Below are 18401 nucleotides of genomic sequence, written 5' to 3' on the forward strand. Positions count from 1 at the left end.
ACAACCGACTGGTACCCTCCGTGGCGTGTCGGACGGAACGGACGAGGCGCGGGAATCCGGCGGCGAGTCGATCTCGCGGGCGGATTCCGAACAGCTGCTGCGGTTGGAGCGCCAGCTGTGCTTCGTGCTGCACGCCACCTCCCGCGCGTTCGACACGCTGTACCGGCCGGTGCTGGCCGAGCTCGGGCTGACCTACCCGCAGTACCTGGTGATGCTGGCCGTGTGGGAGCACGGCGAACGCAGCGTCAAGGAACTGGGGCGATCGCTGCGGCTGGACTCGGGCACACTGTCCCCGCTGCTCAAACGGCTGGAAAAGGCCGGGTTCGTGCGGCGGGAGCGCAGCCCGATCGACGAGCGCTCGGTGGTGGTGCGCCCCACCGAGGAGGGCATCGCGCTGCGCGAGCGGGCCAGCGACATCCCGCGGCGAATCCTCAGCGCGACCGGGCTGGACGAGCAGCGGCTCGGCGAGCTGCACACCGCGCTGAACAGCGTCACCTCGGCCCTGGACCGGGCCGCCGAGGAGATCGACCGCCGGGAGTGAGCACTCCCACCGGGCCGCGACTCTCCGATCTCCGGCCCGCACCGGAAGTGGACACCACCGCGAGAGGTTCCGCCACCCGAACGGCTGAGGCAACCGAGCGAGCCGTGTCCGAATTCTTCGTCACCGCCCGCGGCGCGGCTCCTTACGTCGCAGGTCCGGCGGGGTCCAACCGACATCGGCCGGGTTGAGGGTGGTGCCGGGCGGCACGATCTCGTCGATGCGATCCAGCGTCGCCGCGTCGAGCCGGATGTCGGCGGCGCCGAGCTGGGACTCCAGCTGTTCCATGGTGCGGGGGCCGATGATCGGCGCGGTCACCACCGGGTGGCTGAGCACGAACGCCAGCGCCAGGTCCACCAGGGTGATCCCGGAGTCGGCGGCCAACCGCGCCAGCTCCTCGACCGCGTCGAGCTTGCGCGCGTTGTCGGTCCTGGTCGGGTCGAACCGGTCGGGCATGGAGTTCGCGCGGTGGGTGTCCGGGGCGTCCCGTCCCCGCCGGTACTTGCCGGAGAGCCAACCGCCCGACAACGGGCTCCAGGGGAGCACCCCCATGCCGTAGTCGCGGGCTACGGGCAGCACGTCGGCCTCGATCCCCCTGGTCAGGATCGAGTAGGGCGGCTGTTCGGTGACGAACCTCTCCCGCACGCGCCGCTCGGCCACCCAGTGCGACTCCACGATCAGGTGGGCGGGGAAAGTGGAGCAGCCCGCGTAGCGGATCTTGCCGTCGCGGATCAGGTCGGTCAGCGCGCCCAGCGTCTCGTCGATGTGAGTGTCCGGGTCGGGCCGGTGTACCTGGTAGAGGTCGATGTGGTCGGTGCCCAGCCTGCGCAGGCTGTTCTCCACCTCGCGGACGAGCCAGCGGCGCGAGTTGCCCCGCTCGTTGGGATCCTCGCCCATCGGCGCGTGGGCCTTGGTGGCCAGCACGACGTCGTCCCTGCGGCCGTCGGCGAGGGCCCTGCCGACGATCTCCTCCGACTCACCGTGCGAGTACACGTCGGCGGTGTCGATGAAGTTGATCCCGGCGTCCAGGGCGCGGTGGATGATTCGGATCGAGTCGTCGTGATCGGGGTTGCCCCAGGCGCCGAAGTTCATGGCGCCGAGGCACAGCGGGCTGACCTTGACTCCGGTCCTGCCGAGTGAGACGTGGTCCACGGGTCGCGGTCCTTTCCTGTCGTTCTCGTTCCGGCCGATCCGGCCGATGAGCGGCGGCGGTTCGGGAAAGCCGGGCCCGATCGTGCCGCCGCGTGTCGGCCCCCGCCCGGTGGCGCGGTGCCGGGGCGGAGCGACGGCCCCGGCTGACCTCCCCTCCAGCCGATCACAGCACTCCCCGGCACGGAAGCGTCCCGCCGCCGGGGCGGTTCGCCCCGACTTCCGAGAGCAATATCAATTGTGCGCAATACAAACTTGGCAATTTAAGTTGTGTACAATGAAATTGGTGTCGCCCCGCCGCACGACGCGGGACGAGATCCCGAACCGAACCACGACCCCGGGAGAACAAGCAGTTGTCACTGCCCGACACAGCACGAGAAGTACGGCTCGCCGAGCGCCCCAGCGGGTGGCCCACCGACAGCACCTTCGAGACCGCCACCGTGCCGGTGCGCCGACCGGCGGCCGGACAGCTCCTGGTGCGCAACCTGGTGATGAGCGTCGATCCCGCCATGCGCGGCCAGATGGACGACCGCCCCTCCTACGTGGCGCCCTTCCAGATCGGTGAGCCCCTCAACGGCGCGGCCGTCGGCGAGGTCGCCGTCTCCGAGTCCGAGGACTTCCAGGTCGGTGACCTGGTCGTTCACACCCTGGGATGGCGCGAGTACGCGCTGCTCGACGCGAACGCCGCCAGACGGGTGGACCCGGAGCTCGCGGAGCCCAACGCCTTCCTCGGCGTGCTCGGCGCACCCGGCCTGACCGCCTACACCGGCCTGTTCGAGATCGCCGGACTGCGGGAGACCGACGTCGTGTTCGTCTCCGGCGCGGCGGGCGCGGTCGGCTCCATCGCCGGACAGCTCGCCAAGCTGCACGGGGCCCGGAAGGTCGTCGGCAGCGCCGGATCGGACGAGAAGGTCCGCCACCTCACCGAGGACCTCGGATTCGACGCGGCGTTCAACTACAAGCGGGGCCCGGTTCACCAGCAGCTGGCCGAAGCCGCCCCCGAGGGCATCGACGTCTACTTCGACAACGTCGGCGGCGACCACCTGGAAGCCGCGATCCACAGCATGAACGACTTCGGCCGCATCGCCATGTGCGGCGCGATCTCGCAGTACAACGAGGTCGACGCGCAGCCGGGGCCACGCGGCATGTTCCAGATGGTCAGCAAGCGGCTCACCGCGCGCGGCTTCATCGTCATCGACCACTTCGACAAGTACCCGGAGTTCATGGCCGAGGTCGGCGGCTGGCTGCGCCAGGGACGGCTGCGCTACGAGGAGACCGTGCTGCACGGCCTCGACAAGGCCCCCGAGGCCTTCCTGGGCATGATGCGCGGCGAGAACACCGGCAAGATGCTGGTCGATCTGCGCTGAGCGCACCCGCCCACCGACGGATCGTGAAATCGACAACCCACCTCATCCGGAGTTCGCACCCTTGAAGGCAACACTGCTCCACGGCCCGAAGGACATCCGCGTGGGAGAGGTCCCCGAGCCCGCGCTGCTGGAGAGCACCGACGCGATCGTGCGGGTGACCCACGCCTGCATCTGCGGCAGCGACCTGTGGCCCTACCGGGGAGTGGGGCTGGACGGCGACGGCCCCGCCGAGCCCCAGCGCATCGGCCACGAGTTCCTCGGCGTGGTCGAGGAGACCGGTTCCGACGTGACCTCGCCGCGCCCCGGCGACGTCGTGGTCGCGCCGTTCACCTTCTCCGACGGCAGCTGCGAGTTCTGCCGGGACGGGCTGCCCACCTCCTGCGTCAACGGCGGCATGTGGGGCTCCGGCGGAGTGGACGGCGGCCAGGGCGAGGCCGTGCGCGTGCCGAGGGCGGAAGGAACCCTGGTGCGGCTGCCCGGCGGTTCCGACGAGGCGCTGAGCGCCTCGCTGCTCACGCTCTCCGACGTGTTCAGCACCGGCCACCACGCCGCCGTGTCCGCCTCGGTGAAGCGGGGCTCCACAGTGGTCGTGGTCGGCGACGGCGCGGTCGGGCTGTCCGGGGTGCTCGCCTCGGCCCGGCTCGGCGCCGAGCGGATCGTCATCATGGGCAGGCACACCCCGCGCACCGAGCTGGCCGAGCGGTTCGGCGCCACCGACGTGGTGCCGGAGCGCGGCGCCGAGGGCGTCGAGCGGGTGCGCGAGCTGACCGGCGGGCACGGCGCCCCGCACGTGCTGGAGTGCGTCGGCACGGACGACTCGCTGGCCACCGCCGTGGGCGTGGTGCGCGACGGCGGGGCGATCGGCAGGGTCGGCGCGCCGACCTACGCCGGCATCCCGCAGTCGGCCGAGACGTTCTTCCGCAACGTCACCATCAGCGGCGGCGTGGCCCCGGCGCGCGACTACATCCCGGAGCTGCTGCCCGACGTGCTGGAGGGCAGGGTCCAGCCCGGCCTGGTCTTCGACAGGACGGTCGGGCTCGACGACGTGGCGGACGGCTACCGCGCCATGCACGAGCGCGAGGCGCTCAAGGTGCTGGTCCGCCCGTGAGAGGCGACGACGTCCCCTCCTCGGAGGAATGACCGTCCGCGCGGAGCACCACCGCGGTCTCCCGCGCGGACCCGATACCGGCCCTCCCGACCGTTCGGGGCGATCGGGAGGGCCTCGGGGTCAGCCTCGCGGCCCGTCCAGCAGCGGCGCGACGGCCTCGACCAGCCGCCGCGCCGCGTCGGTGTCGGTCTCGCCGGTGGGTTGGATCGTCTCGAACTCGCCGAGCTCCACGCCGACCAGCTCGTGCTCGGCGAGCATCCCGGCCACCTCGTGCAACCGTTCCAGGGTGAGACCGCCCGGAACGCGGTAGTCGGTGGCCAGCACGCCGGGTTCGAGCACGTCGCAGTCGAGGTGGAAGTACACCGGCCTGCCCGCCACGGCGGCGCGGAGCTTGTCCACCATGTCCTCGCCCGCCGAGACCGCGCTGATCGTGCCCTCGGAGAGCAACCGCCGCTCCGCCTCGTCGACGTCGCGGAGACCGCCGAGCACGACGTTGCCGAGGGCGAGTCCGTCGCCCAGCCCGGAGTCCCACATGCCGCAGGCACCGGCCAGCACCATGCCGCCCAGGTAGCCGCTCTCCGAAGTGGCCGGGGTGTGCAGGTCGGCGTGGGCGTCCAGCCAGACCACGCAGGCGTCGGGACGGTGGCGCGCCACCACCGGCAGCGTCGCCAGCGCCACCGCGCACCTGTTCACCGCAGTGACCGGCCTGGCTCCCTCGGCCAGCAGCGTGTCGTAGCGGTTGGCGAGCCTGCGCAGCTCGGGCAACGCGGCGGTCAGCTCGGTCTCCCAGTCCGCGCTCAGCGCCGGGCGCGACTGGCCGATCCGGGTCAGCCCGGCCCGCATGTACCGGGCGAGCTCGGAGCCGAGGATCCGCGCCCCCGCCATCGCGCGATCGTTGTGGTCACCCGCGCGCCCGTGAAACGCCGTGAGCGCCCCGTGGGTCGTCGTGGGTACCGAGTCCTCGCCTGCCGACATTCGCCCCTCCTCGCCTGGCTGCGCGTTCGTGTCGAACACCAGCATCCTATTGGGGGACGAACCGAGGGTGACCGGGAGTTGGGACTTCGTGACGGCACCGCCTGCCCGGCAGGGGTCCGTCTCGGTGGCGCGTCGCCGCCGCGCGGCCGGAAGCACCGCGCGACCGCCGGCGGGCCTCGCCGTGAGGGCGGCGGGGCGAGTCCGTCACCGGGTGGGCAGCCCGAGCAGCCGATCCGCGACGGTCACCAAGTCGTCACCGGTCACGTCGGGGGCGTAGAAGACGTCACCCGGCTCACCCTCCAGTCGGGAGCACCAGCCCGACGTGCAGCCCGCGCGCTTGGCGCCGTGGCAGTCCCAGGCGTGCACCGCGACCAGGGCCATGTCCCCGGGGGCGACCCCCAGCTGGTGGGCGGTGGCCCGGTAGACGGTGGGTGAGGGCTTCCAGATGCCCGCCTGGTCGGCCGTGACCACCCGATCGACGTACTTCGCCAGGCCCGCGTTGGCCAGGAAGCTCGCGGTGTTCTCCGCGTTGCCGACGGTCAGGCAACCCACGCGCACCCCGGCCTCGGAGAGCTTGCGCAGCGCGGGCTCGGCGTCCGGGTGGGCGGGCAGATGGGCGAAACCGTCGAGCACGTGGTCGATGTCGGCCTCGCTGGCCGTGTGCTCGCTCTCGGTGCGCAGCGCCTGGCGGGCGACGTCCGGGAACGAGCCGAACTCGCCGGACAGCGACAGCGCCATCGCGTCGCGCTGGAAGCGCAGGAACCAGGGGTGCAGCATCTCCGCGGGCTGGCCGATGTCGGTGAAGCGGGTGCGCAGGGCGCGCAGGTCCAGCAGGGTCTCCAGCACGTCGAAGGCGACTGCCACGGGCCTGGTGTTCATACGGGTACCTCCGTCTCGGATGACTGCCGGGATCCACCGGCGCCCGGACTTTACATACCGGTTTGTATAGTTACAACTCATGGTGGAGACGAAACCGAGCGGCCCCGGGACGGGCGAACCCGGTTCGGCCAGGCAACGCATCCTGGACACGGCTTCGCGGCTGTTCTACGAGTCCGGCATCCAGGCGGTGGGGGTCAACACGCTCGCGGCGCGGGCCGGTGTGACCAAGGTGACGCTGTACGCGCACTTCGGCTCGAAGGACGGGCTGGTGGCAGCGCATCTGGCCGAACGGGACCGACGCTGGCGGGAAACCCTGGAGCGCGCGTCGGCGGGACGCGAGACGACCGAGCAGCGGCTGGCGGCGGTGTTCGAAAGCTACGAGGAGTGGACCGTGGCCGACGGGTTCCGGGGGTGCGGATTCGTCAACGCCGGAGTGGAGCTGACCGCTGCCGACCACCCCGGGCGGGAGGTCATCGAGCGGAACAAGGAGGGAACCCGCACCTGGCTGGCGGAGATCGCCGAGGCGGCTGGGTGCTCCGATCCGTCCGACGTGGCCGAGGAGTGGTTCCTGCTGCTGGAGGGAGCCGTGGTGCGCGCGACGCTGCGGCGGGACGCCACACCGCTGCACCGGGCGCACCGCGCGGCGCTGCGGCTGCTGCGGGAGGAGACCGGCGGCTGAGGTGGTTCCCGGCCGGGGACGTGCCGATCTTTCGCGGGATCCACTCGCGACCGAGCCGGGTCAGCTTCCCATCCTGTCGTAAGCGGAGCGCCGACCGATCAGCATCACCGCGCTGACCACAACCACTCCTGCCCAGGTCAGCTGGAACATCGGATCGAACACCCGCGAAACGTCGATCACGAGCAGAAACCGGGGTACGAGCACCGCCGCGCTCCACGCGGCACCGACGAGTACCGCGGCGAGACGGTGCTCGATCCAGCTCCCCAACAGCAGTGTCACCAGTACGAGCGCGAGACAGGGCAGCAGCCAAGCGGCGGCCGAGATCCCCCCTGTGGGAAAGACGAAGCTCGTGCCCAGCAGCAGCGGGACGGTCACCGCCAGCACGCTGACCGTGCGAAGCAGCAACAACCGCAGCCCCGAGTACGGAGTGGCCAACGTGAGTTCGTAGGCGGGATCCATGCCCGGTCCATAGCTCAGCGCCACTCCCGCCAGCGGTAGCAGTGGCGCGTTCAGGAGCAGAACGGAACCCGCTTGTTCCGCACCGCCGCTGAGCAGACTCAACGCGGCAGCACACGCGACGACGAGCACCGCCGCCACCAACCAGGGCAAGCGCAACGCGGGTGCGGCGGTGAGCAGGCGCCGGACGCGTGGCCAGTGAATCGGTGTTCGAGGTTCCCGGCTCGTCCGGGGAAGCGTTTCGGCGCTGATGTGGTCCAGAACTCTCCCGCGCACGTTCTCCACCCTCGGAGCCAGCTCAGTGTGCTCCACGGCGCCTGCGACCCGGTCGGCACACCTCGCACACTCGACCAGGTGTGATTCCACCGACCAGGCCTCGGGACTGCCGATCTCCCCGGAGACGTACGCGTGCAGCTGTTCCTCCGGAATGTGCCAGTTCATACCAACCCTGCCGTGGTCGTTCGCGTACGTCATGCCAGGGCCTCCCGCAGCAGAACCCGGGCACGTCTGGCGCGGGTCTTGACGGTCCCTTCGGGAATCCCGAGAGCGGTGGCCGCCTCGACGGTGCTCATACCGTCGATGATCGTGGCCTGTACGACGGCCCGTAGCTCCGGTGACAACGTGTTCAGTGCCGCCCCCAAGTCACCGTGTTCAACACCGCTGAGCGCGTGCTGCTCGGCCGACGGCGTCGTACGGGCGGTCTCGATCGTTTCGGTGACGTCCTCCGGCCTGGCGGTCCGGGCCCGCTGGGCGTCTATGAGACGCCGAACGGCGATGGTCCAGATCCAGCCACCGACGGTTCCGCTCTGGTATCGCTTGGCGTCACGCCACACGCTCAGGAACGTGTCCTGGGCGACCTCCTCGATGATCCCCTGATCGGAACAACGACGCTTGAGTCTGAGAAACAACCACGGGGCGTGTCTGTCGTACAACTCCGCCAGAGCTCGCGCCTCTCCCCTGGCGACAGCCTTCATCAACCGTTCGTCGGATGGCCGACCGCGCCTCATATCCCCCGCACACTCCCGTATCGGATGGCTGTCCGTCGTGGTTCTCGCGGGAGGTCACCACTTGATCGCGGGGATCGGGCCGCGAGCGGCGACGAGGACGGTGCCCAGCAGGCAGAGCCCGACGGCGGGCCACCAGGAAGTCGCCGCTGTCGGAGGCAGCACGGGCCACAGGAGCACTCCACCCCAGGGCGCGGTCACCGAGGAGAACAGCCAGGTGATGAGGGCGTGGGTGAACGGGGCCGTCCAGGAGAACCACACCCCGGCCAACGCCCCCGTCGACAACGCCAACCCGCTGAAACCGAGAAGATCGCGCAGCACGGCGAGATCGAAGCCCAGCGTGCCATGCCGATGGAAGAACACCGCGATCGCCAGAGTCACCCCGCAACCGGCCATACCCACCACGGCGTGCCCGAGATGCCACCGCCACCACGACACACAGGCACCGGCATCGAGCTCCGCACTCGGCGCGGCGAAACTACCGGCCAACAAAACAGCCGCGAGCACCACCACGAACACCAGGACCACTCTCGGCAGGGTCCAACCCAGCCACTGCCCGTTCCAACCGCTGAGAACGAGCAACAGAACCATTCCCGCGACCACAGCGGGAACATTACGAGACCGAAGATACAACCACAGAAAACGACCGGAGGCCATCAGGAAACCCGCAATCCTTCGACAGCCGAGACATCACACCGCTCAGCGGCCAGCAGATAACGACTCAGCCATTCTCGCCGTTCTTCATCGGGAAGCGCGGCGAGATGCTGGGACACGTTCGACGCGGAATCACCCGTGCGTCCGAGCAACCAGTCCCGCACCCCGTTCTCCAATCGCGGCACCGGAGACGTGTACACGGGGGTTCCCGGAGGGGACGATTCCGGACACCGCCAGCCGGAAACCCGTTCGGCGAGCATCTCGCCCGCGACCGAAGGGCGCGGCGAAGAGCACTCGATCCCGTCCAGCTGGGAACGGCAATTCTGCGGCCAGACATACGCACTGGCGGAAGTCGAATCGGCCGCTCCCAGCGGAGCCACCTCGGGAAGACCGGCCAGCCGCGTTCGAACCGGTTCCGTCGAAGCGGCCACGGCGTCCGGAGCCACACCGACCTCGTTCGGCACGCAGACACGCACACTGCCGTCGCTGCAGTTCAGCGACGGGCTCGCGGTGTCGATGCGCCAAACCCGGGTCTGGGTCAACGGAATCGCGGCGAGCACCGCGAGAGCGAACGGTACTACCGCCAGCAGGCGGCGTCGTGCCGTAGCCACTACCAGAAACGCGACGGCCAGCGCCACGAACCACAGCGCGGCAGCGGGTGCGAACCACCACACCGGCCGGTCCCACAGTCCGACACTGGTGCGGTGAGTCGCGATGGTGCCGTAGGTGGGTTGCGGAAGAACGGACAACAGACCGTGGGGAACCCGTGAGCCAAGGGCGATCGTGACAACGAACGAGACCACACCCGCCACTGGTGCCGTGAATCTTCCGGGAAGATACGTACCAACGGCGAAACCGAGTGCCGCATAGGCGACCACTGTGGAGACAGCCGCGGTCAGCACCCCGAACAGCGGTGGCCCCGAAACGGCATCCCCGCTGAGCACCCCGAAAGCCGCCAGCGCCGGTAAGCAGGAAACGACGGGCCACATCACCACGGGAACCCAGGCGAGCAGCGCACGCTGGAAGCGCGCACGCGGAGTGGAACCGATCAGTTCCGCGACACCTCTACGGCGTTCACGCCCGGCCCGCCACGCCGCGACCGCCAAAGCCAGTGTGCTGGCCAACACGATCATCGGCGTCATGTTGTAGAAAATCGACGTGGACCATTCGAAGCGTTTTCCTTCCATACTTCGAAACGTCTTGGCCAACACCAACCCCGACACGAGGAGCGGCAGCGGAATTGTCCAGAGCGGCAAACCGCTACGACGGATCTCGTGCCACAGCACGCGTGCGGTCATGCTGCCCTCCTTTCACGAGAACCACGAAGTGCGGCGGTGTAGCCTCGTTCCAGAGCAGTGTCCCCGCCGCGAGCGTCTTCCGCCTCGGAGGTGCCCGACTCGGCCAGTTCGTTCGGTGTTCCCCGGAAAATCAGCTTCCCGCCGTCGAGCAGGGTGACCTCATCGCACACGACAGCCACGTCCTCGACCAGATGTGTACTGACGACGACGGTGCTGGTGGATCCGATGTCACGCAGCAGTTCCCGGAAATCCACCCGTTGCTCCGGATCGAGTCCGGCCGTCGGCTCGTCGAGCAGCAGCAGTTCCGGATCATTGACGATGGCTTGTGCGATCCCCGCACGACGCAACATCCCGCCGGAGAGTCGTCTCAACTTCGAGTCCGCCCGATCGGCCAGGCCGACCCGCTCGATCGCGCGTCCGACCGCCTCCGGCACGCGGTCCTTCGGCATTTGCTTGAGCCAGGCCATGTACTCCACGAACTCCGCCACCGTGAATCCCGGGTAGTAGCCGAACGTTTGGGGCAGGTATCCCAACCGCCGACGCGCTCGCTTCCGGCCGTCCTGTTCCGCGGTGTCATGCCCGAGGAGCTCGACGCTGCCCTCGCTCGGCCGTGCCACCGTCGCCAGCGTGCGCATCAGGGTGGTCTTGCCCGCACCGTTGGGGCCCAGCAGCCCGTGGATACCAGTACCCATGTGCAGGTTTATCCCGTCCAGCACCAACTTTCCGCCGTATCGAGCCCGCAAACCGTCCACCCTGACAGTCACCATGTCGAGCCTCCGTCCACACCAACGACGCACTGCGGCGGGTGAACAGCACTCGTGGCCGTGGAGTGCCGCGAAGGGGCGGTCGTCCCGCCCTCGCGTCAGCTCCACCACGAGCCCGTCTCTCACATCCCGCACACTTCCCTATCGGACAGCACCTCCGTCGCGGTTTTCCCGAGTCGCCCGCCGTCTTTTCGGGAGCACGGACGCGGCTGCGGCACGGCCACACGCTCTGCTCCGGCGACAGGAACTCACCCCGAGCCAGAACCAGGCCGGTGGGGAAGGGCGAGTTCGGAGCGTCACGGGAAGCACCAACCGAGAACGGGAACACCTCCACGCGGGTGGAAAGCATCCGCTGCGAACCGCGAAGTCACAGTCGCCGCGCGCTTCGCGCCTCGTCCGACGGGGTTCGCTCTCTCACCCACTCCCGGGTTTCGTCGTCGCCGGGAACCTGCACGAGCAGTGAACCGGACGTCCCCTCGGTACGCAGCAGCGTGAAGTCGAACCGTAGCCTGCCTCCGCTCCCATCGGTAGCGACCACCGGCCATGTCCCGGAGTCGCGGACGTCGCGGCACTCCCAGTAGCGAGCCAGGTCGGGGCGGCTGTTCCGCAGTGTTCGCAGCACCTCGTGAGCTCTCGGATCGGTGGGGTGCAGGTCCGCCTGAGCTCGGAATCGCAGGAAGAGTTCGTACAGCACGTTCCGCTCGTCGACGAGCACATCGCGCCAACCTGACTCGGTCGCCATCGCGAGCAGCAGGTTCGTTCCTTTCCCCGCCTCGAGATCCGGCGGCCACACCGCGTCGTACACCTCGTTCACCGCGTGCACGTCGAATCGGTGGTCGAGCAGCAGTGCCGGGCTCCGCGACCACTCGTCCAGCAAGGCCGAAAGCCGGGCGGAATCGGCGCTTTCCCCGACTCCTGGCTGGAATCCACCCAACGCGAGCACGTGCCGGTGTTGCTGTTCGCCGAGCCGCAGCGTGCTCGCCAACGCGTCGAGCACCTGCCGCGAGGCGTTGACCCTGCCCTGTTCCAGCCAGGTGTACCACGACAGCCCGACCCCGGAGACGGCAGCGACCTCCTCTCGCCGCAGGCCCCGGACCCGGCGGCTGCCGTACGCGTCCAGCCCGAGATCGGCCGGGGTGAGCTGAGCGCGCGCGGCCCGCAGGAACGCACCGAGTTCGCGCCGGATCGTCATCGCGGACATCGCCCTCCACGTTCCCTGAGCCTGTCAGTGTCGGTAACAGTACGAACCGGCTGCTGGCCCGGCCCCGATTCACCGCAGGAGAGTCGGGTGTCGAACCGAAGCCGACCGAAGGAAGTCCTCTTGCTCGATCAACTCTGGCGCGAACTCACGGATTCCCGCGTCCTTCGACAGCCGAGAACGTTCGTAAGAGTCTTCGTGGACATCGCCGATCTCGAAGCGACGACCTCGTGGTACGAGAGAGTGCTGGGGCTACGGCGGGACATGGTCATGCCCTATCCGGAGAAGAACCTGACACTGACCGCGGTGGGAGGTTTTCTGCTCATCGGCGGTTCGGCGGAAGCGCTGCAACCGTTCCGCGCCACGGTCGGGACGCTGCTCGTGCCGGACATCGAGCCCTACCTCGAACGACTGCGCGCGGAAGGTGCGGAGCTGGTGCGGCGACCGTTCCGAGCCCCGGTGGGCAGCGGGGTGACGGTACGGCATCCGGACGGTTCGATCATCGAGTACGTGCACCACCGTCCCGGCTGATCCGGATCAGAAAGCCCCTGGCACAGGGTCGCGCGATTGACGTCTCCCCTCAGGGCAGCGGACACACGAGCGGCCCGAAGGGACTCGAGTGGTCACCTCCACATACGCGGAGAACACTCCACGACCCGCGAGGCTACAGCCGCCGCGCGTTTCGCGGGTCGTCCCGAGCCATCCGCCACCACCACGATTCCGGAACTCGGTACGGGAAACCGCACCGCGGCGGCCGGGCATGCGCCCGGTACGAGCCCCGGCTCCCCACCTGGCAGCAGGTCGATCAGAGCCTCACACACTCCGAAGTGGCGCCCGCCGGGGATTCTCTCACTCAGGTGCGGCCAGGCAGCGATGTTGAGGGGGGGGGATGTCCCCCGACCGAGGAACTCGAAACGGCACGGGAGCGACTGGGGCAGCTCGACCGTGTCCCGGAGTCGGCTTCGGCGAGCGTGGCGGCGCTGCTCGGTGCTGCTCGGTTGGATACGAAGGATCGAGCTCACCGACGAGGCCGAACAGCAGTGGCGCGTTCTCGTGGCCTCGGAGGAAGAACCGCCCCCCACCGACGCGACGGGGTTGCTCGCACTCACCCGACAGCCGAAAGCAGCTCCCACCCCCAGACAGCCGCGTGGCTGGTTGCGGGCCGACTCGGGGCGTTCTCGACCGCACCCGAACCGTCGACGCGGCCTTCAAGGACGCCGAGCGGGAGTCGAGTCCGGATGAGAGGTCGAACCCGCCCCATGAGGACCCTCACTTCCCGGCACCTGGCGGCGTTCTCGCGAGTAATCGTCGTCCGTCCGGGGCAGCCCAACCGGGCCGGTGTTCGGGGTTTCCGGGACGGGGTTCGCAACGGCGGTGCGGTCCGGCCAACACCCGATGCTGCGGGCCTCCCGACTGTTCGGCCACCTGATCGGACGCCTCACCACGACGACACACCGACTGGCCTTGATCACCGCAGCCGAAACCAACCGCGCCGAACGGAGCCGGACACCACCGGCTCGTCCCGACATGAGGCGACGCCGGGTTACCTCGTACCTGTGACCTCCACATCTCCGCAGCGCGCGTGCGGTTCACACGCATCCGAGGCGGCTCTGTGTGTCCGATGTTCCTCGAATCCCCACGGCAGGCCACGGCTCCGAACAGAGCTCTCGGAATTCCTACATGAATCCGGCGAGCAGCAGCACGAGTTCGGGAACGAGCAGTCCCGCCACGGCGGCGAAGAGCAGTGCTCTGCGCACCGCGACGCGCTCCGGCAGGAAGGCGCGCCGGGTCAACCCGCACAGCAGAAACGACAACGGCGCGCCGAGGAGCATGATCGCCCACACATAGAAACCGAACCCCCCGAGCAGAATCCAACCAGCCTCGGGGGAGTCGTAGTCCCAGCCGGTCGCGACGCCGGCCGCGAGGTAGAACCCGGCCATACTCATCACCATCAGAGCCGGTGCGGCCACGACCATGATCGTTCCCGCCGTCTCGGTGGCCAACCGGACCCGCCCCGCTCCGGTCGCCCCGCGTCCCCTGACAGTGCTCCCCCGTTGTGACATGCCGCCAGGATCGAACCTCGGCCGAACGACGACATCGGCAGAACTACTCAGATCCACCCACGCCCCGGCCGTTCCCGGCTTCGGAGACCACCTCCACGTGCGTGGAGAGCACTGCGCGACCAACTCGCGTTCGACCACAACGCCAGGTCCACCTCCACGCCCGTGGAGAGCACCCTCTGCGACCCGCGACGCTACGACCGCCGATGCACGTTCTCACACCGCCGCGACATCGGGACACCGCATCTCGACCGTGGGATCAGCACTTCTCTACCAGCTCCGATCCGGGCCATCGTAGCCTCGACAACCGAACACCCCCGTCTCCTCACACCACGACAAACCATCGTGGACAGCGGAGCGAAAATCCCGCCCGATGGCACACCGAGCGGGACTTCACGAGGCGGGTCAGCCGTCGAGGCGGTCGCTTTTGAGCGCGTCGAGGAAGGCGGTGAAGTGGTTCGGGGAGACCGCGAGGACGGGGCTGTCGGTACCGAGCTTGCTGTCTCGGAGGAGAGCGGCCCCGGCAGATTCTGGGCGACCTCGACGCAGTTGCCGCCACTGTTCGACCGTGACGACTTTCGCCACGTCGCACGCGAGAGATCCACTGTGCCAGCCTCCTAGGTCTGTGCCGTGTGCGCCTCCCGAATGCTACGTATCAACTCCAGCGAAGCTGGTGCTGGCAGGGCTGTGGATCGTAGTTCGTCTCCGACGTACTTCAAAGCCTCCACATCGTTGGGATCATCCACGGTGTGCCCTCCCAACGGAGTGTCGAGAAATCCGACAGCTTCGTTGTTGTCGAACGAGAGCAACGCGAATGACCCGGACGGGCTGGCATGCGCTCCTGCGCTGTAGGGCAGCACTTGGACAATCACGTTCGGAAGCTCACACCAACGCATCACTTGGTCCAGTTGCTCTGCCACGACCGAGGATTCACCGACTTCACGACGGAGCGCCGCTTCACTGATGACCGCTCGCAGACGTAGGGAATTCAGCTCGGTCAGCCGTTTCTGACGTTCCGCTCTGGCCTGCACCCACCGTGGGGGGTCCACCGCGTTGTAGCTAGCGATGGCAGGGCAGTTGCCTGCCCGGGACACGGCACAATCCCCGTGCACCACGACAAACCAGCACGACCGCAGACGCGAAAAGTCCCGCCCGATGGCACACCGAGCGGGACTTCACGAGGTGGGATCAGCTGTCGAGGCGGCCCTGCTTGACGGTCCGGAGGAACGCGGTCCAGGTGGTGTATTCCACGGCGAGGGTCCCGCCACGACGGTCCTTGGTGTCCCGGATTCCCACGATCCCGGAGGCGTAACCGACCTCAACGCAGTTGCCCCCATTTCCTCCGCTGCGGCTGGACTTGCGCCATACAGCGCCGTGAAGCTCGCTCATGCCGCACCCTCTCGTCTTGCTATGTCTGTAGGTCTCGGGCCGCTCTGCGGATCAGCTCCGAACTCTCCGTGGGACTCGACGCCGTGGCCCGTAGCCGGTCGAAGACCATCGTATATGTCTCTACGTCAGGCTGACGATCGTGGTAAGCGGCCGAGGTCAAGCTCTCCGTGTAAGCCAACGAAGGGGCTACGTCGTCGGGAAAGCGAAGCAACACGAAAGGAAAACCAGTTCCGGGGTGGGCACCGGCCGAGTAAGGAATGATCTGCACCTCGATTTGAGCTTGCTGCTGAACGTCCAGCAACAGGTTGAGTTGATCAGTCATGACACTTCGCCCGCCGACGGTTCTCCGGATGGCGGCTTCGCTGATCACGGCTACCAGGCGTGCTCCGTCGCTGAGCAGACGTTCCTGGCGTTCGGTACGAACCTTGAGCCTGTTTGCCACTTCCTCGGCTGGCATCTCTGGATTGCTGCTGTTGATCAAAGCGTGTGCGTAGTCCGCAGTCTGGAGCAGGCCCGGAATCAACTCCGTCTCGTAGGTGCGAATCTCTGCCGCTGCTGACTCCAGACCGACGTAGCGGCGGAACCAGCGAGGTACAGCACCCCTGTAGCTCTGCCACCAACCGCGCTGGTTTGCTCCTTTGGCTAGTTCCTGAACCTCGGATCTGTCCTCATCGGAGGCTCCGTACGCCTCTACGAGCGCGTTGCGCTCGGCAACCTTGGTGGGTACGTCTCCGTACTCGATTTTGCGGATCTTGCTTTCGGAGCACTCGATTATCGCTGCCGCCTCAGCGGTGTCCTTTCCAGCGGCGATGCGGAGTTCACGCAGTGCTTGACCAAGAGCTCGTCGGCGTGCGGTCGGACTCTCCTTCATGACGCGCATCCTCTCCCCTTCGGAGGCCGAAGCGCGATCACCCAAAAGAGCGACTGGTAACCGTTACCAGTAACCGTTATAGTTCTTCATAATCGATCAGCAACACAAAAGCATTGCTGATGCCGAGGAGGAGGCAATGAGAGGGCTGTTGAACAATACTCTCGAAGAGAGAAGCGCAGGGTGGCTCTGCGGCAGCTACCCGGTGAGAAGTCCTTGCGACAAGCCGACGATCGCCAACTCTTCGTTTGGGACAGGGAAACAACTGTCCGGAGACGATTGCGAAATCCGAGTGCGGCCAAGGGGGATGTGCACTACGCACTGTCCGGCACGCACTCGCACTGCGCTGTGTGAGGCGAGCAGCGCGTTCGCCGTGTTGTGAGCTGCTCGTTCGATGGTCACCACCACCGAACGAGCAGCTCTTCTCCCGCCGTCCCAGCCGGCAAGCACATGGACGCGGGGGCTCCACCAACCGTGTGTGAAAGGGAGCGTTGTTCATGCTAGCGCTTACTACGACGCGTGTCAGGACGCGTCCCATCTCGCGGGGCCACCACCTCTCCCGGCTGGGGGTGAGCTGAGGTGCGGCCGCTGTTTCCGCGTAGCCCGGTGTTTCTGGTGCTGGCCCCGACTGAGGCTGATCACCACTACGGCCAGCCGCCCCGGCTGCACGCCATCGAGCATCATCCGAGCGAGTACACGGCCTCGTGGGTGCTGAGTCTGTGCCGCATGCGGCTCGGTGTCGGGGAGATACTCGGTATCGGTGAGCCGCAGGCTGATCCCGAGCTGTGCGCCCCGTGCTGCTCCACGATCGCGGTCTCCAGCTTCCGGGGACGGGTGGTGCGCCATGCCCACCAGTGAACACTGCGTGCCGCCTCCCCGGTTCGTCACCAGCACCGGCTCGGGCGAGATCCACGCCACCGCCCCCTACAAACACACCGACTCCGCCCGTGCGGGCCGAGGCTTCGTGGCCTGTTTCTGCGGCCAGACCATCGAACTACCCCCACACCCGCCGGACCGAATCCTGGCCGGGTGGCACCACTACTGCCGCGTGTGCACCCAACACCTGCTCGCCGCCAGTAATCACCACCCACCCAGCCCCACCAACACCTACGAACCCTGGCTGCTGGAACTCGCCCACCTCGACACCGACAGCCCCACCACCATCCCTCCCTCGCGCTGGCGCGACATCACCTGCCACCAACAACGTCACGGCCCCACCGTGCTGCGGCTGAAGCCCACCGCCTCCGGCATCGCACTGCTGGCGCCCACCCCGGCCGCGGTGACGCTGCTGACCGCCGAGCAAGCCCGACACCTGCGCGACGAACTCGACTCGGCACTGCTGGAACGGGAGACGTGGCCATCATGACCCTCACCGTGCTGCTGCTCGTGCTGCGCCACCTGCTCAGCGGAAACCGCCTCTCGCGGAGAAGCAGTGTCCTAAGTGGAAACGACAGTCCTGCTGCCGGTACCGCTGATCCTCCTACTGGCACGGTCGACCCGGCCACCGACACGCTGAACAAGCCCGAGCGTCACGCCTGGTTCGTCAGCGTGCACGAATCCCGCTGGCACGCCTGCCCCGCCAACACCGCACTCCGACACTCCGGACTGCGGGCGCTGTGCGGACACCTGGCCCGACACGGCCCCTACCGAGGCCGAGCCAGCCCCACACCACCCGAACATGACGAGGACGACCGATCGGTCTGCGACGCCTGCCTGCACACCATCGGGCATCTTCCGGCCCACTCGCCGCAAGTGCGTCCACTGTGGAACACACACGGCAACACCGGACAAGGCCGACCCACCCGCGACCCCGACAAGCCCAGCGGCACCACCTCTACCAGCACCCGGTCACCTCACGACGGCCCCCGACACACACCACTGGCTGCCTGACCAACGCACAAAACCCGAACGCGTGCCACGAGAGCACCCGATCCTCCGGCGTGCGTTCGTCGCGGCCCCGCACAACGGCGTGCGGGGCCACCCACCACCCCGCCATCCATTTCTCGCGAAATCGG

21 protein-coding genes and 1 pseudogene are annotated in these 18401 nt (G+C 68.0%); 8 read left to right on the forward strand and 14 right to left on the reverse strand.

Features of this window, described 5'->3' with window-relative positions:
- The first annotated feature begins 25 nt into the window (after window positions 1-25).
- A complete protein-coding gene (locus BLQ75_RS01245) occupies window positions 26-541 on the forward strand; it encodes a MarR family winged helix-turn-helix transcriptional regulator (RefSeq protein ID WP_092596433.1) in 516 nt (171 codons plus the stop codon).
- A 120-nt stretch (window positions 542-661) separates the two neighbouring features.
- On the opposite strand, the gene BLQ75_RS01250 is transcribed toward BLQ75_RS01245, so the two are convergent.
- Window positions 662-1690 (reverse strand): aldo/keto reductase, encoded by a 1029-nt coding sequence (locus BLQ75_RS01250; protein ID WP_092596436.1) that lies wholly within the window; start codon window positions 1688-1690, stop codon window positions 662-664.
- Window positions 1691-2040: 350 nt separating this feature from the next.
- Between BLQ75_RS01250 and BLQ75_RS01255 the strand changes: the two genes are divergently transcribed.
- Complete coding sequence (locus tag BLQ75_RS01255; protein ID WP_211481095.1) at window positions 2041-3054, forward strand: NADP-dependent oxidoreductase; 1014 nt, start codon at window positions 2041-2043, stop codon at window positions 3052-3054.
- A gap of 61 nt (window positions 3055-3115) precedes the next feature.
- Window positions 3116-4162, forward strand: a complete 1047-nt coding sequence (locus BLQ75_RS01260; RefSeq protein ID WP_092596439.1) for an alcohol dehydrogenase catalytic domain-containing protein — start codon at window positions 3116-3118, stop codon at window positions 4160-4162.
- A 120-nt stretch (window positions 4163-4282) separates the two neighbouring features.
- Here BLQ75_RS01260 and BLQ75_RS01265 read toward each other — a convergent pair whose 3' ends face one another.
- Window positions 4283-5137, reverse strand: a complete 855-nt coding sequence (locus BLQ75_RS01265) for an arginase family protein (RefSeq protein ID WP_092596442.1) — start codon at window positions 5135-5137, stop codon at window positions 4283-4285.
- Between the two features lie 204 nt (window positions 5138-5341).
- Window positions 5342-6016, reverse strand: coding sequence for a haloacid dehalogenase type II (locus tag BLQ75_RS01270; protein ID WP_092596445.1), 675 nt, complete (start codon window positions 6014-6016; stop codon window positions 5342-5344).
- A gap of 79 nt (window positions 6017-6095) precedes the next feature.
- Between BLQ75_RS01270 and BLQ75_RS01275 the strand changes: the two genes are divergently transcribed.
- Window positions 6096-6695, forward strand: coding sequence for a TetR/AcrR family transcriptional regulator (locus tag BLQ75_RS01275; RefSeq protein ID WP_092596449.1), 600 nt, complete (start codon window positions 6096-6098; stop codon window positions 6693-6695).
- Window positions 6696-6755: 60 nt separating this feature from the next.
- On the opposite strand, the gene BLQ75_RS01280 is transcribed toward BLQ75_RS01275, so the two are convergent.
- From BLQ75_RS01280 to BLQ75_RS01305, 6 genes are all read right to left on the reverse strand, one after another.
- Complete coding sequence (locus BLQ75_RS01280) at window positions 6756-7625, reverse strand: anti-sigma factor family protein (protein ID WP_092596452.1); 870 nt, start codon at window positions 7623-7625, stop codon at window positions 6756-6758.
- A complete protein-coding gene (locus BLQ75_RS01285; RefSeq protein WP_211481096.1) occupies window positions 7622-8125 on the reverse strand; it encodes an RNA polymerase sigma factor in 504 nt (167 codons plus the stop codon). The genes BLQ75_RS01280 and BLQ75_RS01285 overlap by 4 nt, the downstream gene beginning before the upstream one ends.
- 87 nt (window positions 8126-8212) lie before the next feature.
- Complete coding sequence (locus tag BLQ75_RS01290; protein ID WP_139182876.1) at window positions 8213-8746, reverse strand: hypothetical protein; 534 nt, start codon at window positions 8744-8746, stop codon at window positions 8213-8215.
- A 65-nt stretch (window positions 8747-8811) separates the two neighbouring features.
- Window positions 8812-10107 (reverse strand): ABC transporter permease, encoded by a 1296-nt coding sequence (locus BLQ75_RS01295; protein ID WP_092596460.1) that lies wholly within the window; start codon window positions 10105-10107, stop codon window positions 8812-8814.
- Window positions 10104-10874 carry an ABC transporter ATP-binding protein gene (locus BLQ75_RS01300; protein ID WP_092596463.1) on the reverse strand — a complete coding sequence of 257 codons (771 nt, stop codon included), beginning with the start codon at window positions 10872-10874 and terminating at the stop codon, window positions 10104-10106. The genes BLQ75_RS01295 and BLQ75_RS01300 overlap by 4 nt, the downstream gene beginning before the upstream one ends.
- Window positions 10875-11238: 364 nt before the next feature.
- Entirely contained in the window at window positions 11239-12072 is an 834-nt protein-coding gene (locus BLQ75_RS01305; RefSeq protein WP_170837262.1) for a helix-turn-helix domain-containing protein, read from the reverse strand.
- Window positions 12073-12267: 195 nt separating this feature from the next.
- On the opposite strand from BLQ75_RS01305, the gene BLQ75_RS01310 reads away from it, so the two are divergent.
- Window positions 12268-12600 carry a VOC family protein gene (locus BLQ75_RS01310; RefSeq protein WP_211481097.1) on the forward strand — a complete coding sequence of 111 codons (333 nt, stop codon included), beginning with the start codon at window positions 12268-12270 and terminating at the stop codon, window positions 12598-12600.
- Window positions 12601-13745: 1145 nt separating this feature from the next.
- On the opposite strand, the gene BLQ75_RS01320 is transcribed toward BLQ75_RS01310, so the two are convergent.
- The 5 genes and pseudogenes from BLQ75_RS01320 to BLQ75_RS01340 all read right to left on the reverse strand — a co-directional run bounded on the left by BLQ75_RS01320 (window position 13746) and on the right by BLQ75_RS01340 (window position 16389).
- The gene (locus tag BLQ75_RS01320) at window positions 13746-14132 is read right to left on the reverse strand and encodes a hypothetical protein (RefSeq protein ID WP_139182877.1); all 387 of its coding nucleotides are present in this window, start codon (window positions 14130-14132) and stop codon (window positions 13746-13748) included.
- A gap of 402 nt (window positions 14133-14534) precedes the next feature.
- Window positions 14535-14734, reverse strand: a pseudogene (locus tag BLQ75_RS01325) (DUF397 domain-containing protein).
- Window positions 14735-14746: 12 nt separating this feature from the next.
- Window positions 14747-15244 (reverse strand): DUF5753 domain-containing protein, encoded by a 498-nt coding sequence (locus BLQ75_RS01330; RefSeq protein ID WP_342028272.1) that lies wholly within the window; start codon window positions 15242-15244, stop codon window positions 14747-14749.
- 73 nt (window positions 15245-15317) lie between these two features.
- Complete coding sequence (locus tag BLQ75_RS01335) at window positions 15318-15518, reverse strand: DUF397 domain-containing protein (RefSeq protein ID WP_092596475.1); 201 nt, start codon at window positions 15516-15518, stop codon at window positions 15318-15320.
- A gap of 19 nt (window positions 15519-15537) precedes the next feature.
- A complete protein-coding gene (locus BLQ75_RS01340; protein WP_157734698.1) occupies window positions 15538-16389 on the reverse strand; it encodes a helix-turn-helix domain-containing protein in 852 nt (283 codons plus the stop codon).
- 612 nt (window positions 16390-17001) lie between these two features.
- Here BLQ75_RS01340 and BLQ75_RS01345 point away from each other — a divergent pair.
- The 3 genes from BLQ75_RS01345 to BLQ75_RS01355 are packed head-to-tail and all read left to right on the forward strand — an operon-like array spanning window position 17002 to window position 18276.
- A complete protein-coding gene (locus BLQ75_RS01345) occupies window positions 17002-17244 on the forward strand; it encodes a hypothetical protein (RefSeq protein ID WP_244515152.1) in 243 nt (80 codons plus the stop codon).
- Window positions 17231-17752, forward strand: coding sequence for a hypothetical protein (locus BLQ75_RS23715; RefSeq protein ID WP_211481098.1), 522 nt, complete (start codon window positions 17231-17233; stop codon window positions 17750-17752). The genes BLQ75_RS01345 and BLQ75_RS23715 overlap by 14 nt, the downstream gene beginning before the upstream one ends.
- Window positions 17740-18276, forward strand: coding sequence for a hypothetical protein (locus BLQ75_RS01355; protein WP_139182878.1), 537 nt, complete (start codon window positions 17740-17742; stop codon window positions 18274-18276). Before BLQ75_RS23715 ends, BLQ75_RS01355 begins: the two co-directional genes overlap by 13 nt.
- Window positions 18277-18401: the final 125 nt, after the last annotated feature.

It is taken from the genome of Actinopolyspora xinjiangensis (assembly GCF_900104475.1).
GTDB classification, from domain to species: Bacteria; Actinomycetota; Actinomycetes; order Mycobacteriales; family Pseudonocardiaceae; genus Actinopolyspora; species Actinopolyspora xinjiangensis.